Raw genomic sequence first — 15,132 nt, 5'->3', positions numbered from 1 at the left:
CGAGGCGCCAAAGTCTCCCGCGGATTTGGCACGCGACATATTGGCATCGTTGCTGCCCAGAAACGCATAAGCCCCGCAGAGCGGGGCTTTTGTTTGAGGCCAGTAACGCTTAGACGTTAAAGCGGAAGTGCATGACGTCACCGTCCTTGACGATGTATTCCTTGCCTTCCAGGCGCCACTTGCCGGCTTCCTTGGCGCCGGCTTCGCCTTTGTACTGGATGAAGTCGTCATAGGCGATGACTTCAGCGCGGATGAAGCCTTTCTCGAAATCGGTGTGGATCACCGCGGCCGCCTGCGGAGCGGTCGCACCGATACTGACGGTCCAGGCGCGGACTTCCTTCACGCCGGCGGTGAAGTAGGTCTGCAGGTTGAGCAGCTCGTAACCGGCGCGGATCACACGGTTCAGACCTGGTTCTTCCATACCCATGGTTTCGAGGAACATTTGCATCTCTTCCAGATCGTCCAGCTCGGCGATCTCGGCCTCGATCTTGTTGCACACCGGCACGACGATGGCGCCTTCTTCCTCGGCGATGGTGTTGACCACGTCCAGGAGCGGGTTGTTCTCGAAGCCATCCTCGGCGACGTTGGCGATGTACATCACCGGCTTGGTGGTCAGCAGGTGGAAGGTCTTGGCCAGGCGCTTTTCCTCGTCACTGAAGCTCTTCAGCAGGCTGCGTGCCGGCTTGCCTTCGGTGAGGTGCGGGATCAGCTTCTCCAGCAGCCCCTTCTGTGCGACCGCTTCCTTGTCGCCGCCCTTGGCGGTACGGGCGACGCGCTGCAGCTGCTTCTCGCAACTGTCGAGGTCGGCCATGATCAGTTCGAGGTCGATGATCTCGATGTCACGCTTGGGGTCTACGCTGTTGGCGACGTGGATGACGTTCTCGTCTTCGAAGCAGCGCACCACATGGGCGATGGCGTCGGTTTCGCGGATGTTGGCGAGGAATTTGTTGCCCAGGCCTTCGCCCTTCGAAGCGCCGGCGACCAGGCCGGCGATGTCGACGAACTCCATGGTGGTCGGGATCACCCGCTCCGGCTTGACGATCGCCGCCAGCGCGTCGAGGCGCGGATCGGGCATCGGCACGATGCCGCTGTTCGGCTCGATGGTGCAGAAGGGAAAGTTCTCAGCCGCGATGCCGGATTTGGTCAGGGCGTTGAACAGGGTGGACTTGCCGACGTTGGGCAGACCGACGATGCCGCAGTTGAATCCCATGGTGATCTTGCCTCGGAGTTAGGTTCAGGCCTTCTGGCTGTGCAGGCGCTGCATCGCGCGGGTCCAGTCGCCGGCCAGGATTTCTGGCACGACATCCAGCGCAAAGTCGATGCTGGCGTCGAGCTTTTCGCGCTCGGTCTGCGGTGCGCGGCCCAGTACGTAGCCACTGACCAGGCTGGCGTGGCCAGGATGGCCGATACCCAGGCGCAGGCGATGAAAGCCGTTCTGATTGCCGAGCTTGGCGATGATGTCACGCAGCCCGTTGTGCCCGCCATGACCGCCACCCTGCTTGAGTTTGGCGACGCCCGGGGGCATATCGAGCTCATCATGGGCGACCAGGATGGACTCGGGGGGAATTCGGAAAAAGCCGGCCAATGCCGCCACCGCCTGACCGCTGCGGTTCATGTAGGTAGTGGGGATAAGCAGGCGGATGTCTTCACCCTGATGGCTGAACTTGCCGACCAGGCCAAAGTACTTGCGATCGTTGCTGAGCGAGACGCCTTCACGGGCAGCCAGACGCTCAACGAAAAGAGCCCCCGCGTTGTGCCGGGTCTGGTCGTATTCAGGGCCTGGGTTTCCCAGGCCGACGATCAGTTTTACGGCAGTCACGACGGGGGCCTCTTCTTCGACTATGCGAGTGAATTACTCGGCAGCGTCTTCTTCTTTCGGAGCGTCTTCCTTGCTCACGCGCGGAGCGTGAACGTTGGCTACCGGCAAGTCGCTGCCGTGGGCCAGGGCGACCAGCTCAACGCCTTTCGGCAGCTTGATGTCGGTCATGTGCAGAACCTGGCCGACTTCGACGTTGATCATGTCGACTTCGATGAATTCCGGCAGGTCTTGCGGCAGGCAGGAAACTTCGACTTCGTTCAGGTTGTGCAGGATTTCGCCGCCTTGCTGCTTCACGCCTACGGAAGATTCCTGGTTGATGAAGTGCAGGGGAACGGTTGCGGTCAGCTTGTGGCCGGCAACGACGCGAACGAAGTCAGCGTGCAGGACAAAGCTCTTGGCCGGATGGCGCTGCAGTGCCTTGATCAGAACGGATTCGTTCTGGCCGTCGACGTTCAGGTTCAGCACGTGGCTGAAGGAGGCTTCGTTTTCCAGCAGCTTGGCGAAGTCCTTGGCCAGGATGCTGATGGACTGCGGGGCCTTGTCGCCACCGTAGATGACGGCCGGAACCAGGGCGGCGTTACGACGCAGGCGGCGGCTCGCACCTTTCCCCAGGTCGGAACGCACTTGGGCATTCAGAGTGAAATCGTTCATGGTGATTCTCCAGTAGCAACATTACCTGTCGCGCTTGCGACCAGCGCTCGGGCTGTTGGGCAAAAAGCCCCGCACGAGGCGGGGCACATTACGTTCAGTGCGATTCGCGAAGCTTTTCGCTTAGCGGAACATCGCGCTGATCGATTCGGCATTGCTGATGCGGCGAACCGCTTCAGCCACCACTGGCGCGATGTCCAGTTGGCGAATTCGGGTGCAGGACTGTGCGGCAGCCGACAGCGGGATGGTGTTGGTCACCACCAGCTCGTCGAGCACGGAGCCTTCGATGTTCTCGATGGCGCGGCCGGACAGGATCGGGTGCGTGCAGTAGGCGTAGACCTTGGCGGCGCCATGATCCTTCAGCGCCTTGGCTGCATGGCACAGGGTGCCGGCGGTATCGACCATGTCATCGACGAGGATGCAGGTACGGCCTTCGATATCACCGATGATGTGCATCACTTCGGACTGGTTGGCTTTCGGCCGACGCTTGTCGATGATCGCCAGGTCGACGCCGAGGGATTTGGCCACGGCACGGGCGCGGACCACACCACCGATGTCCGGGGAGACGATCATCAGATTCTCGAAGCGCTGAGCCTGGATGTCATCGACCAGGACCGGCGAGCCGTAGATGTTGTCCACCGGCATGTCGAAGAAGCCCTGGATCTGATCGGCGTGCAGGTCAACGGTCAGCACACGGTTGACGCCAACGACGTCGAGCATGTCGGCCACGACCTTGGCGCTGATCGGTACACGGGCAGAGCGCGGGCGACGATCCTGGCGGGCATAACCGAAGTAGGGGATCACTGCGGTGATGCGCGACGCCGAGGAGCGGCGGAAGGCGTCGGCCAGTACCACCAGTTCCATCAGGTTGTCGTTGGTCGGAGCGCAGGTCGGCTGGATCAGAAATACGTCCTTACCGCGAACGTTCTCGTTGATCTCGACACTGATTTCGCCGTCGGAGAACTTTCCGACGTAGGCATCACCGAGGGGGATATGCAGCTGACGTACGACACGCCGGGCCAGGTCGGGGTTGGCGTTCCCCGTGAAGACCATCATCTTGGACACGCGCAGTACCTGCCTGAGGGTGGGTCCGATGAATAAAAAGCTGTTCAAAAGGCAAGCTTCTGAACAGCTTCAAGTGTATGGCAGGGGCGGCTGGATTCGAACCAACGCATGCCAGGATCAAAACCTGGTGCCTTACCGCTTGGCGACGCCCCTGTAGGGTCAACTTCATTGGTGCCGTTGCAGTCGTACGAACCTTGGGAGGTTATGGCAGGGGCGGCTGGATTCGAACCAACGCATGCCAGGATCAAAACCTGGTGCCTTACCGCTTGGCGACGCCCCTGTATCGTACAACCTGTGTGCTACGCACTCGCTTCCTGCGCCAGTTTTTCAAGGCTTCGGTGCAACATCGAAACGTTACGACCGTGGGCAACGAAACTTGGCAAAGTGTCTGGAAGTTGGCGGCGGACTTTATCAGCCTCGCCTTCGTTTGGGAAGCTCCCAAACACACAAGCTCCAGTGCCAGTCATGCTTGCCGGAACGAATTTGTTCAACAAGCTCAAAGCGTTACGAACTTCTGGATAACGCTTCTCGACTATTGGCTGACAGTCATTATGACCGCCCCCTGCAAGAAGGCTGCGAACTGTAATGGCCGGGGTATTACGTGTCAACTCTGGGTCGGCAAATATTTCCGCTGTACTAACAGAGACTTGCGGCGTGATTACGAGGAACCATGGCTCGGGCAAATCGACCGGTTGCAGGCGCTCGCCAACCCCCTCGGCAAATGCCGCCCGGCCGCGTACGAACACCGGTACGTCGGCGCCCAGGGTCAGCCCCAGCGCGGCCAGTCGGTCTTCGCCCAGGTGCAGTTGCCACAGGTGGTCGAGGCCGAGCAGGGTGGTCGCTGCGTCGGAGCTACCGCCGCCGATGCCGCCGCCCATGGGCAGACGTTTGAGCAGGGTGATATCTGCGCCGAGCGAGCAGCTGCTGGCACGCTGCAGCAGGCGCGCCGCACGGACGATCAGGTTGCTCTCGTGATCGACGCCCGGCAGCGCGGTATGCAGGCGAATCTCGCCGTCAGCACGCAGGCGGAAGCCGAGTTCGTCGCCATGGTCGAGAAACTGGAACAGCGTCTGCAGCTCGTGATAGCCGTCTGCGCGGCGGCCGACGATATGCAGCATCAGATTGAGTTTGGCCGGTGCCGGCAGGGTCAGCGTCTGCATTCAGCGGCCCAGCTGGCGCGCTTGCCAGTCCTTGACCACCAGGGTGATCTGCAGGTCATGGCCTTGCAGGCGGATACGCTCGGGCAGCGTGAAGCCGTTGTGTTCGCCGTATGCCAGGTAGTCGACCTGCCAGCCGTCCTGTTCCAGTCGTGCCAGGCGGCTCTTGCTGTCCAGGCTCAGACGGCTGCGGCTGTCCGGCGCAGGCAAGCCACGCACCCACCAGAGCAGGTGCGACACCGGCAGCTGCCAGCCGAGCTGCGCTTCGACCAGGGCCTCCGGGGATTCGGCTTCGAATCGGCCCTGGCCGGCGACTTCCAGAGATACGGCGTCGGGGCGGCCGGTCAGGCGGGTGGCGCCTCGGCCCAGGGGGCCGGACAGGCGAATGTCGAAGTAGTCCTGGCGCTGCAGCCAGAACAGTGTGCCGCTGCCGGATTCCTGCGGTGCGCGAATGCCGATCTTGCCGCTGATCTGCCAGCCATCGACCGTCGCGACCTGGCTGCGATGCTCTTTCCAGGCGGAGGCATTGCCGGGGCCTTCAACCGATTCGCGTGGGCCAAGCCCGGCACAGCCAGCAAGCAGGAGGGCCAGGCAGGGAGCAAGAAGGTTTTTCAACAGGGACATGGTTCAGGGCTTCTCCGATCCGGTCAGCCGTTTCAGCGTTTCGCGCAGGATCTGGCTGTCCGGTTGTAGTTTGAGTGCCTTCGACCAGACCGCGCGGGCCTCGCTGTGTTCACCCTGGGCCCAAAGCACCTCGCCCAGGTGCGCGGCGACTTCGTGGTCGGCAAAGCGTTGCAGCGCCTTGCGCAGCAGCGCTTCGGCCTCGGTCAGATTGCCCAGGCGGAAGTTGACCCAGCCGAGGCTGTCGAGGATCGCCGGGTCGTCGGGGTTGAGCTGGTAGGCCTGCTCGATCAGCTGGAGCGCTTCCTTGTGGCGATCAGTACGGTCGGCCAGGGTGTAGCCGAGCGCGTTGAGCGCCATGGCGTTGTCCGGCTCACGCTCGATGATGAAGCGCAGGTCGCGTTCCAGTTGCGCCAGATCGCCGCGCTTTTCCGCAAGCATGGCGCGGGTGTACAGCAGATTGAGGTCGTCGGGGAAATCGGCAAGCGCCTGCTCCACCAGTTGCCAGCCTTGTTCGGTGCGGTCCTGCTCGGAGAGCGCTTCGATCTCGATCAGGTACAGCTGGATGGCGTAGTCAGGCTGCTGCTGGCGTGCGTCGGCCAGTACCGCGGACGCTTCCTGGTCGCGATTGCCGGAATAGAGCAGCTGGCTCTGCAGCAGTTTCGCTGGCAGGTATTCGTTGCCAGGGCCGACATGAGCTAGCGCGTCGAGCGCCTTGGCGTTCTTGTCCATAGCCTGATAAGCACGGCCAAGATTGAAGTAAGCCGCGTCAACGTGGCTGCCGCGTTCGATGAGCTCTTCCAGGTACACGGTGGCTTCGCGCCAGGCCTCAGCCTCCATGCAGACCAGCGCCATGGAGAAGCGCAGGTCGTCGTCGGTGGGGTGCTGCTGGACCAGGGTGGCGAACTCGCCCATGGCGTCTTCCAGGCGCTCCTGTTCCACCAGAAGGCGTGCATAGGTCAGGCGCAGACGCTTGTCCTCGGGGTGCTGGCGAAGGCTTCGCTCGAGCAGCGGTATCGCTTCGTCGCTGCGCTGCAAGCTGTGCAGAAGGCGTGCTTCGAGCAGGATCGACGGGATCTGCCGTTCCTTATCCGGCTGCTTCTGCAGCAGCGCCAGTGCTTCCTCGCTGCGATCATCCTGTTGCAGCAGCACGGCCTTGCCGAAGGAGAGCTGTGGGTTGTCGGGGTGTTTGACCAACAGCTTGTCGAAGCTTTGCAGCAGACCGGCGCGGGTGTCCGGGTCGGTTTCCGAGGCCGAAAGGGCGAGGAAATCGAAATGAGTGTCGCCCTGGCCCTGCAGAACCTTCTCCATGAACTCGAGCGATTCTTCGTAACGCCCGGCGCGGGCCAGCTGCACGGCTGCGGCGCGCTGCGCGTCGAGATTGTCAGGGGCGTTGCGCGCCCAGATCATTGCGGTATCCAGCGCCGCCTGGTCTGCGCCAAGGTATTCGGCGATACGGAATCCGCGTTCGGCGACGCCGGCGTCCTGTGTCGCATGCGCCTGCTGTACGTAATTGCCCAGGGCAATGTCGAAGCGGTTGCGCTGGCCGGCAAGCTCTGCGACCAGAAGTGCATAGAGGGATTGGCGACTGAATGAGCCGTACTCTGCCGCGTCGCTGGCGGAGCTCTCCTGGGCAGCGTCCTCGACCGGCGGACTGCTTTCGGGGGCTTGCTGCGTGAAGGTCTGGCAGCCGCCGATGAACAGCAGGGCGGCAAGTGCGGCGAGTTTTTTCATAGGGGAAATGTACGGCTGGTGTGCGGTCGCGGCATGATGACACAAGCCGCAGGTCAAGCCCATGGGCCCTGGGAGGCGCGCAGGCCGGTTCGGTAGCTGATTGGCAGTACCAATCGAATCCGACAATCGAGGGCAATGGTTGTTCTCCATCTGACGAAGTAGGAGAATTGCGCGCTCTGTTATCGAATCAGCGATTCTGCATGGCTTTCCTCGCGCTTGGCATTAATCACAAGACCGCTTCGGTGGACGTCCGCGAGCGCGTAGCCTTCACGCCCGACCAGATGGTCGAGGCCTTGCGGCAACTGTGCCGCGTCACTCCGACCCGCGAAGCGGCGATCCTCTCGACCTGCAATCGCAGCGAGCTGTATCTGCAACAGGATCAGGTCGAGGCCGATGCCGTGCTCGCCTGGCTGGCGAATTATCACCGTCTCAGCCTCGACGAGCTCAAGGCATGCGCCTATGTGCATGTCGACGATCAGGCCGTGCGCCACATGATGCGTGTTGCCTCCGGGCTCGACTCGCTGGTGCTGGGCGAACCGCAGATTCTCGGGCAGATGAAGTCGGCCTATGCGGTCGCCCGTGAGGCCGGCAGCGTCGGGCCTCTGCTTGGCCGGTTGTTTCAGGCCACCTTCAGCACCGCGAAGACCGTGCGCACCGACACCGCCATCGGCGAGAACCCGGTTTCGGTGGCGTTTGCCGCGGTCAGTCTGGCGCGGCAGATCTTCAGCAATCTGCAACGCAGCCAGGCCCTGCTGATCGGCGCCGGTGAGACCATCACCCTGGTCGCGCGCCATCTGCACGAGCAGGGCGTGAAGAAGATCGTGGTCGCCAACCGCACCCTCGAGCGGGCCAGCGCGCTGGCCGCCGAGCTAGGGGCGCAGGCGATCCTGCTTGCCGATATCCCGGACGAGTTGCACAACAGCGACATCGTCATCAGCTCCACCGCCAGCCAGCTGCCGATTCTCGGCAAGGGCGCGGTCGAACAGGCGCTGAAGCGACGCAAGCACAAGCCGATGTTCATGGTCGATATCGCCGTGCCGCGGGACATCGAATCGCAGGTCGGCGAGCTGGACGACGTCTATCTGTACACGGTCGACGATCTGCATGAGGTGGTTGCGGAGAACCTCAAGAGTCGCCAGGGCGCGGCCCAGGCCGCCGAGGAGTTGGTCGCGGCCGGCACCGAGGACTTCATGCAGCGTCTGCGCGAACTGGCCGCGGTGGACGTGCTCAAGGCCTACCGGCAGCACGCCGAGCGCATTCGCGACGACGAGCTGAGCAAGGCTCAGCGTCTGCTGGCCAATGGGGGCAGCGCCGAGGAGGTTCTCGTTCAGCTCGCCCGTGGCCTGACCAACAAACTGCTGCATGCACCCAGCGTGCAACTGAAGAAACTCTCCGCTGAGGGCCGCGTCGAGGCGCTGAGCATGGCCCAGGAACTCTTCGCCCTGCACGAGGGCACGGAAAAACCATGAAAGCTTCGCTGCTGAACAAGCTGGACATCCTGAAGGACCGTTTCGAAGAACTCACCGCACTGCTCGGCGACGCCGAAGTCATCAGCGATCAAAGCCGTTTTCGCGCCTATTCCCGCGAGTACGCCGAAGTCGAGCCGGTGATCGTCGCCTATCGGCAGCTGTGCAAGGTTCAGCAGGATCTCGAGGGCGCTCAGGCGCTGCTCAAGGACAGTGATCCCGACATGCGCGAGATGGCCGAGGAGGAGGTTGCCGAAGCCAAGGCCCAGCTTGAGACGCTTGAAGCCAACCTGCAGCGCATGCTGCTGCCCAAGGACCCCAACGACGGGCGCAACGTGTTCCTCGAGATCCGCGCCGGCACCGGCGGCGACGAGGCGGCGATCTTTGCCGGCGATCTGTTCCGCATGTATTCGCGCTATGCCGAGAAGCAAGGCTGGCGAGTCGAGATCCTCTCCGAGAGTGAGGGCGAGCACGGCGGCTACAAGGAAGTGATTTCCCGCGTCGAGGGCGACAACGTCTACGCCAAGCTCAAGTTCGAATCCGGCGCGCACCGCGTGCAGCGCGTGCCGGAGACCGAGTCCCAGGGACGCATTCACACCTCCGCCTGCACCGTGGCGGTGTTACCGGAGCCGGATGAGCAGGCGGCGGTGGAGATCAATCCGGCCGAGCTGCGTATCGACACCTATCGCTCCTCCGGCGCCGGCGGTCAGCACGTCAACAAGACCGACTCTGCGATTCGTATCACGCACCTGCCCACTGGCATTGTGGTCGAGTGTCAGGAAGAGCGTTCGCAGCACAAGAACCGCGCCAAGGCCATGGCCTGGCTCGCCGCCAAGCTGCAGGACCGCCAGGACGCCGCGGCGCACAAGGAAATCTCCGAGACGCGCAAGTTGCTGGTCGGCTCCGGGGATCGCTCCGAACGTATCCGTACCTACAATTTCCCCCAAGGCCGGGTCACCGACCATCGCGTCAACCTGACGCTGTATTCGCTCAACGAAGTGATCGGCGGCGCCGTGGAGCAGGTCATCGAGCCGCTGTTGCAGGAATACCAGGCCGACCAGCTGGCGGCGCTGGGCGACTGATCCTTTTCGCTGCGCACCGCGCTAAGAGCACCTCATGCCAACCATCGAGTCCCTGCTGCAAAGTGCCGATCTGCCGGACTCGCCGAGCGCCAGGCTGGATGCCGAATGGCTGCTCGCGGCCGCCCTGAACAAGTCGACCAGCTATCTGCGCACCTGGTCGGAGCGCGAGGTGCCGGCAGAGTGTGCCGAGCGCTTTGCTGCTGATCTCGCACGGAGGCGTCAGGGTGAACCGGTCGCCTATATTCTCGGGCGCCAGGGCTTCTGGAGTCTGGAACTTGAAGTGGCAGCGGATACGCTGATCCCCCGGCCTGACACCGAGCTGCTGGTGGAGACCGCGCTGCAGCTGCTCCCCGCTGCACCGGCCCGGGTGCTCGATCTGGGCACCGGCACCGGCGCGATTGCGCTGGCTCTGGCGACCGAGCGGCCGGCGTGGCAGGTCTGCGGTGTGGACCGTATCGAGGCCGCCGTGAGGCTGGCTGAGCGCAACCGGCTGCGGCTCGGACTGCACAACGCTGCGTTCACCCTGAGCGACTGGTTTGCCGGTCTGAACGGCGAGAGGTTCCAGATGATCGTCAGCAATCCACCCTATATTCCGGCCAGCGACCCGCACCTGCTGCAGGGCGATGTCCGCTTCGAGCCGCAGAGTGCGCTGATCGCGGGTGCGGATGGCCTGGACGACATCCGCACGATCATCGCCCAGGCGGCGGCGCATCTGCAGTCGGGTGGCTGGTTGCTGCTGGAGCACGGTTACGATCAGGCTGAGGCGGTGCGCATGCTTTTGCTTTCCCACGGTTTCGAGGATGTGCAAAGCCGGCTCGATCTGGGTGGGCATGAGCGCATCAGCCTTGGCCGCCTGCCATGATTGCGTTTTGTGAGGTGCTTGGATGCTGAGTGACGAAGAGCTGCTGCGCTACAGCCGGCAGATCCTGCTCAAGCAGGTCGATATCGACGGCCAGTTGCGCCTCAAACAGAGTCGCGTGCTGATCGTCGGGCTTGGCGGGTTGGGCTCGCCGGTAGCGCTCTATCTGGCGGCCGCTGGTGTCGGTGAGCTGCACCTGGCCGACTTCGATGCGTTGGATCTGACCAATCTGCAGCGGCAGATCGCTCACGACACACCCTCGCTTGGCCTGCACAAGGTCGACTCGGCCATGGCCCGGCTGGGGGCGCTGAACCCCCATGTACAGCTGGTGCCGTATCGCAGCGGGTTGGACGCCGATTCCCTGGATGCGGCAGTGGAGCGGGTCGATCTGGTGCTCGATTGCACGGACAACTTCGGCATTCGCGAAGCGGTGAGCGCCGCATGCGTGAAAGCGAAAAAGCCGCTGGTCAGCGGCGCGGCGATCCGTCTTGAGGGGCAGCTTTCGGTGTTCGATCCGCGAGTCGAAACGAGCCCCTGCTACCACTGCCTCTATGGGCACGGTAGCGAAGCCGAGCTGACCTGCAGCGAAGCCGGTGTAGTGGGGCCGCTGGTGGGCATGGTTGGCAGCCTGCAGGCGTTGGAAGCGCTCAAGCTGCTGGTTGGCTTCGGCGAGCCGCTGATTGGTCGACTGCTGCTGATCGATGCGCTGTCCAGTCGCTTCCGTGAGTTGCGGGTCAAGCGCGATCCACATTGTGCGGTGTGTGGCGCAAGCCATGGCTGACTGCGCCGCACCGGTCGGCGTCTTCGACTCCGGAGTAGGCGGGCTCTCGGTGCTGCGTGAGATCCGGCAGCGCCTGCCGCATGAGTCGCTGCTCTATCTCGCCGACAGCGCCCATGTCCCCTATGGCGAAAAGAGCCCGGAATACATCCGTGAGCGCTGCCGTGTCATTGCGGCCTTTTTTGTCGAGAAGGGCGCGAAGGCGCTGGTGGTGGCCTGCAATACTGCGACCGCCGCTGGCGTCACCGAATTGCGCGAGCTGTATCCGCAATTGCCGATCATCGCCATGGAGCCTGCCGTCAAGCCTGCCGCCCAGGCCACGCGGAGTGGCGTCGTCGGCGTGCTGGCGACCACCGGAACGCTGAAGAGCGCCCGCTTTGCCGCGTTGCTTGATCGCTTTGCCGCAGATGTACGGGTGATCACTCAGCCGTGCCCCGGCTTGGTCGAGCGCATCGAGGCAGGCGATCTGAACAGTGCCGGAACGCGCGCCATGCTGATGGCGTGGGTCGGGCCGCTGCTGGCACAAGGCTGCGACACGCTGATTCTGGGTTGCACGCATTACCCCTTTATAAGGCCGCTGCTCAGCGAGCTACTGCCTGGAAACGTCCGCCTGATTGATACTGGGGCAGCCGTCGCGCGACACTTGCGCGATCTGCTGGCAGAGCGCCATCTACTCGCCAGCGGGGTGGCCTCCGAGCGTTTCTATTGCAGCGGCGATCCGCGGCGAATGGCCAGCGTGTTGCCTATACTTTGGGGCGAAAACGCGAAAGTCGAGTTTTTTCCCCGATAGGAACTCCAAGCGCAGCGGGGTTTCTCAAATATGCTGGCACCAAAAAACCAAACAAACGCAGTGTTTGATAAGGAAGTTCTCATGAAAAAACTGTTCTCCCTGGCTGCAGTGGCGGCACTCTCTGTAGGTTCGATGGCGGCTGCCCACGCCGTAGACTTTACCGTTGCGGTCGGCCAGACGGACGAGTCGACCATGACCTATCGCCTGGGTGCGCAATTCGATTTCGGTACCAGCTGGTTCCAGACCAGCGTGGGCCGACTGACCGGCTACTGGGATGCCGGTTATACCTACTGGGAGGGCGACGAATCGTCGAGCAATCACAGCATCTCGCTGGCCCCGGTCTTCGTCTACGAGTTCGCTGGTGAATCGGTGAAACCTTATGTCGAGGCAGGCATCGGTGTCGCGGCATTCGAGAACACCGAGGTCGAGGGCAACGGTCTCGGTTCGTCTTTCCAGTTCGAGGATCGGATCGGTGCGGGCCTGCGCTTCGCCGGTGGCCACGAAGTGGGCGTGCGCGCAATCCACTATTCCAACGCCGGCATCAAGAAGCCGAACGATGGTGTCGAAAGCTACGCCCTGCATTACCGCATGGCGTTCTAAGCGAGTTTTCTCTAGGTGCTGCAGGGCGTTTCGCCAGCCCTGCACTGCCAATAGCGTTCAGCCATATGCCGTGGCGCTGCCCTTGCGCTCTTCGTGGCAATCCTCTGATCCCAGTTCGAACTCCCTGCAGATCAATGGCCGGTTTTCGTAGATCGTGCAGCGCATGCTGTCCCGATCAAGCGCCGCGCACCAGCCATCCTCCAGGCGCAGCATGACTTCGCCGCCCCAGCTGTCAGTGTCGATATAGCGCTGCGGAACGCCGGTATCGCTGAACAGCAACACTTCGAGTCGACAGCAGCAGGCGGCGCAGGTGGCGCAGCTCACGCTGGTATCTTCGAGTTGTTGGTGGGGAATGGTCGAATCGTTCATCGCGCCAGTCTAGTCGATACGCTCGACCGGGCGCCCACTCAGGGCGCCGAGTGGTGGCACCAGCAAAGCCGGTGTCACGCTTTTACAGCTCTTCGCTCAGCTGCTTGTTGCGCCACCCCTTGCCGCCGGGCAGCACCAGGTTGAGCAGAAGCGCGATGATCGCGCACAGCGAGATGCCGGACAGGGTGAACTCGCCGTAGCCGATCGCCATGCCGCCGATGCCGAACACCAGCGTCACCGAGACGATGATCAGGTTGCGTGCTTCGGACAGGTCGACCTGATGGCGGATCAGCGTGCTCAGGCCGACCACCGCGATCGAGCCGAACAGCAGGCAGAGAATGCCGCCCATGACCGGTACCGGAATGCTCAGCAAGCCGGCGCCGAACTTGCCGATGAAGGCCAGCGCGATGGCGAATATCGCCGCCCAGGTCATGATCTTCGGGTTGTAGTTCCTGGTCAGCATCACCGCGCCCGTCACTTCGGCGTAGGTCGTGTTCGGCGGCCCACCGAACAGGCCGGCCGCGGACGTCGCCACGCCGTCACCCAGGAGCGTGCGATGCAGGCCCGGCTTCCTCACATAGTTGTTGCCGGTCACGCTGCCGATGGCGACCACGCCGCCGATATGCTCGATCGCCGGAGCCAGGGCTACGGGGACCATGAACAGAATGGCGCCGATGTTGAACTCCGGTGTGATGAAGTTGGGCATCGCCAGCCAGGGCGCCGCGGCGATGCCGCTGGTGTCGACCACGCCGAAGGCAAAGGACAGGCCGTAGCCCACCGCGACGCCGGCGAGAATCGGCACCAGACGGAACAGCCCCTTGCCCAATACCGCTACCAGCAGCGTGGTGATCAGCGCCGGCATGGAGATGAACATCGCCGTGTGGTACGTGATGAGTTGAGCGCTGCCGTCGCCGGCCTTGCCCATGGCCATGTTCACAGCCACCGGCGACAGCGCCAGGCCGATGGAAATGATCACCGGAGCGATGACCACCGGCGGCAGCAAGCGGTCGATGAAGCCCGGTCCTTTCAGGCGCACGGCGAAGCCCAGCACCATGTACACCAGCCCGGCCGCCACCACGCCACCCATTACGGCCGGCAGCCCGAACTCACCCTTGGCGGCGATGATCGGGGCGATGAAGGCGAAGCTCGATGCAAGGAATACTGGCACTTGACGCTTGGTGACCAGCTGGAACAGAAGCGTGCCGAGACCGGCAGTGAACAGCGCCACGTTGGGGTCCATGCCGGTGATCAGCGGCATCAGCACCAGTGCGCCGAAGGCGACGAACAGCATCTGCGCGCCGGCCAGTACCTGCCGGCCTACCGGCTCCTCGGGATGCGACATGCTCAGATGTCCTTCTGCTTGGTGCCGAAAATCTTGTCACCGGCATCGCCCAGGCCCGGAACGATGTAGCCATGCTCATCCAGGCGCTGATCGATGGAGGCGGTGAAGATCAGCACATCAGGGTGCGCGCTCTCCACGGCGGCGATGCCTTCCGGTGCGGCAACCAGGACCAGCGCGCGAATCTCCTTGCAGCCGGCCTTTTTCAGCATGTCGATGGTGGCGACCATCGAGCCGCCGGTGGCAAGCATTGGATCGATGATGATCGCCAGGCGCTGTTCGATTTCCGGGACCAACCTTTCCAGATAGGTCTGCGCCTGCAGCGTGTCTTCGTTGCGGGCAATGCCGACCGCGCTGACCTTGGCGCCGGGAATCAGGCTGAGCACGCCATCGAGCATGCCGATGCCGGCACGCAGAATCGGTACTACGGTAATCTTCTTGCCGGAGATCTTTTCCACCTGAACGGGGCCGCACCAGCCATCGATGCTGTAGTGTTCCAGCGGCAGGTCCGAGGTCGCTTCATAAGTGAGGATCGATCCCACTTCCTGCGCCAGTTCGCGGAAATTCTTGGTGCTGATGTCTGCACGGCGCATCAGACCGAGCTTGTGGCGGATCAGCGGGTGGCGGATCTCTCGAATGGGCATTATGGCCTCCGGCGGGCAAATAAACCGGCTTAGATTAAAGCATCGCCGGGGCAGCGGCTATTCGCGTGTCATCCGGCCGGCAGACTTGCTGCGCGCGGCGAGGGTGGGTATCTTCCCCGCCCTTTCGCGGACGGCTGAAAGTGGGCTGTTCGGTCAGGTTT

General features: G+C 63.0%; 16 protein-coding genes and 2 tRNA genes. 6 read left to right on the top strand and 12 right to left on the bottom strand.

The window, feature by feature from the left end; all coding sequences use genetic code 11:
* Positions 1-109 precede the first annotated feature (109 nt).
* The 9 genes from ychF to BM275_RS15920 all read right to left on the bottom strand — a co-directional run bounded on the left by ychF (position 110) and on the right by BM275_RS15920 (position 7,044).
* Complete coding sequence (gene ychF, locus BM275_RS15960) at positions 110-1,210, bottom strand: redox-regulated ATPase YchF (RefSeq protein WP_090522270.1); 1,101 nt, start codon at positions 1,208-1,210, stop codon at positions 110-112.
* A 24-nt stretch (positions 1,211-1,234) separates the two neighbouring features.
* Complete coding sequence (gene pth / locus BM275_RS15955) at positions 1,235-1,819, bottom strand: aminoacyl-tRNA hydrolase (RefSeq protein WP_014819341.1); 585 nt, start codon at positions 1,817-1,819, stop codon at positions 1,235-1,237.
* Between the two features lie 33 nt (positions 1,820-1,852).
* The gene (locus BM275_RS15950) at positions 1,853-2,470 is read right to left on the bottom strand and encodes a 50S ribosomal protein L25/general stress protein Ctc (protein ID WP_014819342.1); all 618 of its coding nucleotides are present in this window, start codon (positions 2,468-2,470) and stop codon (positions 1,853-1,855) included.
* Between the two features lie 120 nt (positions 2,471-2,590).
* A complete protein-coding gene (locus BM275_RS15945) occupies positions 2,591-3,532 on the bottom strand; it encodes a ribose-phosphate pyrophosphokinase (protein ID WP_003294564.1) in 942 nt (313 codons plus the stop codon).
* Between the two features lie 78 nt (positions 3,533-3,610).
* Positions 3,611-3,685 (bottom strand) — tRNA-Gln (locus BM275_RS15940).
* A gap of 52 nt (positions 3,686-3,737) precedes the next feature.
* A tRNA-Gln gene (locus tag BM275_RS15935) sits at positions 3,738-3,812 on the bottom strand.
* Between the two features lie 19 nt (positions 3,813-3,831).
* Entirely contained in the window at positions 3,832-4,692 is an 861-nt protein-coding gene (ispE, locus tag BM275_RS15930) for a 4-(cytidine 5'-diphospho)-2-C-methyl-D-erythritol kinase (protein ID WP_090522269.1), read from the bottom strand.
* Positions 4,693-5,313 carry a lipoprotein insertase outer membrane protein LolB gene (lolB, locus tag BM275_RS15925; protein WP_090522268.1) on the bottom strand — a complete coding sequence of 207 codons (621 nt, stop codon included), beginning with the start codon at positions 5,311-5,313 and terminating at the stop codon, positions 4,693-4,695.
* A 3-nt stretch (positions 5,314-5,316) separates the two neighbouring features.
* Complete coding sequence (locus tag BM275_RS15920; RefSeq protein ID WP_090522267.1) at positions 5,317-7,044, bottom strand: tetratricopeptide repeat protein; 1,728 nt, start codon at positions 7,042-7,044, stop codon at positions 5,317-5,319.
* Positions 7,045-7,244: 200 nt separating this feature from the next.
* Here BM275_RS15920 and hemA point away from each other — a divergent pair, with 200 nt between their 5' ends.
* The 6 genes from hemA (at position 7,245) to BM275_RS15890 (ending at position 12,619) form a co-directional block, all read left to right on the top strand.
* The gene (gene hemA, locus BM275_RS15915; protein WP_014819346.1) at positions 7,245-8,513 is read left to right on the top strand and encodes a glutamyl-tRNA reductase; all 1,269 of its coding nucleotides are present in this window, start codon (positions 7,245-7,247) and stop codon (positions 8,511-8,513) included.
* Entirely contained in the window at positions 8,510-9,592 is a 1,083-nt protein-coding gene (prfA, locus tag BM275_RS15910; protein ID WP_090522266.1) for a peptide chain release factor 1, read from the top strand. The genes hemA and prfA overlap by 4 nt, the downstream gene beginning before the upstream one ends.
* Before the next feature lie 34 nt (positions 9,593-9,626).
* Positions 9,627-10,454, top strand: a complete 828-nt coding sequence (gene prmC / locus BM275_RS15905; RefSeq protein ID WP_090522265.1) for a peptide chain release factor N(5)-glutamine methyltransferase — start codon at positions 9,627-9,629, stop codon at positions 10,452-10,454.
* 22 nt (positions 10,455-10,476) lie between these two features.
* Positions 10,477-11,232, top strand: a complete 756-nt coding sequence (locus BM275_RS15900; RefSeq protein WP_014819348.1) for a molybdopterin-synthase adenylyltransferase MoeB — start codon at positions 10,477-10,479, stop codon at positions 11,230-11,232.
* Positions 11,225-12,019, top strand: coding sequence for a glutamate racemase (gene murI, locus BM275_RS15895; protein ID WP_090522264.1), 795 nt, complete (start codon positions 11,225-11,227; stop codon positions 12,017-12,019). The genes BM275_RS15900 and murI overlap by 8 nt, the downstream gene beginning before the upstream one ends.
* Before the next feature lie 81 nt (positions 12,020-12,100).
* The gene (locus BM275_RS15890) at positions 12,101-12,619 is read left to right on the top strand and encodes an acyloxyacyl hydrolase (protein ID WP_014819350.1); all 519 of its coding nucleotides are present in this window, start codon (positions 12,101-12,103) and stop codon (positions 12,617-12,619) included.
* A gap of 57 nt (positions 12,620-12,676) precedes the next feature.
* Here the strand turns inward: BM275_RS15890 and BM275_RS15885 are convergent, their stop codons facing one another.
* From BM275_RS15885 to upp, 3 genes are all read right to left on the bottom strand, one after another.
* Positions 12,677-12,988: a YkgJ family cysteine cluster protein gene (locus BM275_RS15885; protein ID WP_003284787.1), complete on the bottom strand. Its 312-nt coding sequence runs from the start codon at positions 12,986-12,988 to the stop codon at positions 12,677-12,679.
* Positions 12,989-13,070: 82 nt separating this feature from the next.
* Positions 13,071-14,330, bottom strand: a complete 1,260-nt coding sequence (locus tag BM275_RS15880; protein WP_090522263.1) for a uracil-xanthine permease family protein — start codon at positions 14,328-14,330, stop codon at positions 13,071-13,073.
* Between the two features lie 2 nt (positions 14,331-14,332).
* Entirely contained in the window at positions 14,333-14,971 is a 639-nt protein-coding gene (gene upp / locus BM275_RS15875) for a uracil phosphoribosyltransferase (RefSeq protein ID WP_090522262.1), read from the bottom strand.
* Between the last annotated feature and the right edge of the window lie 161 nt (positions 14,972-15,132).

The sequence above is a fragment of the Stutzerimonas kunmingensis genome (assembly GCF_900114065.1).
GTDB lineage: Bacteria > Pseudomonadota > Gammaproteobacteria > Pseudomonadales > Pseudomonadaceae > Stutzerimonas > Stutzerimonas kunmingensis.
Note: the sequence above shows the minus strand (reverse complement) of the source record. Positions and strands in the feature narration are given on the sequence as shown.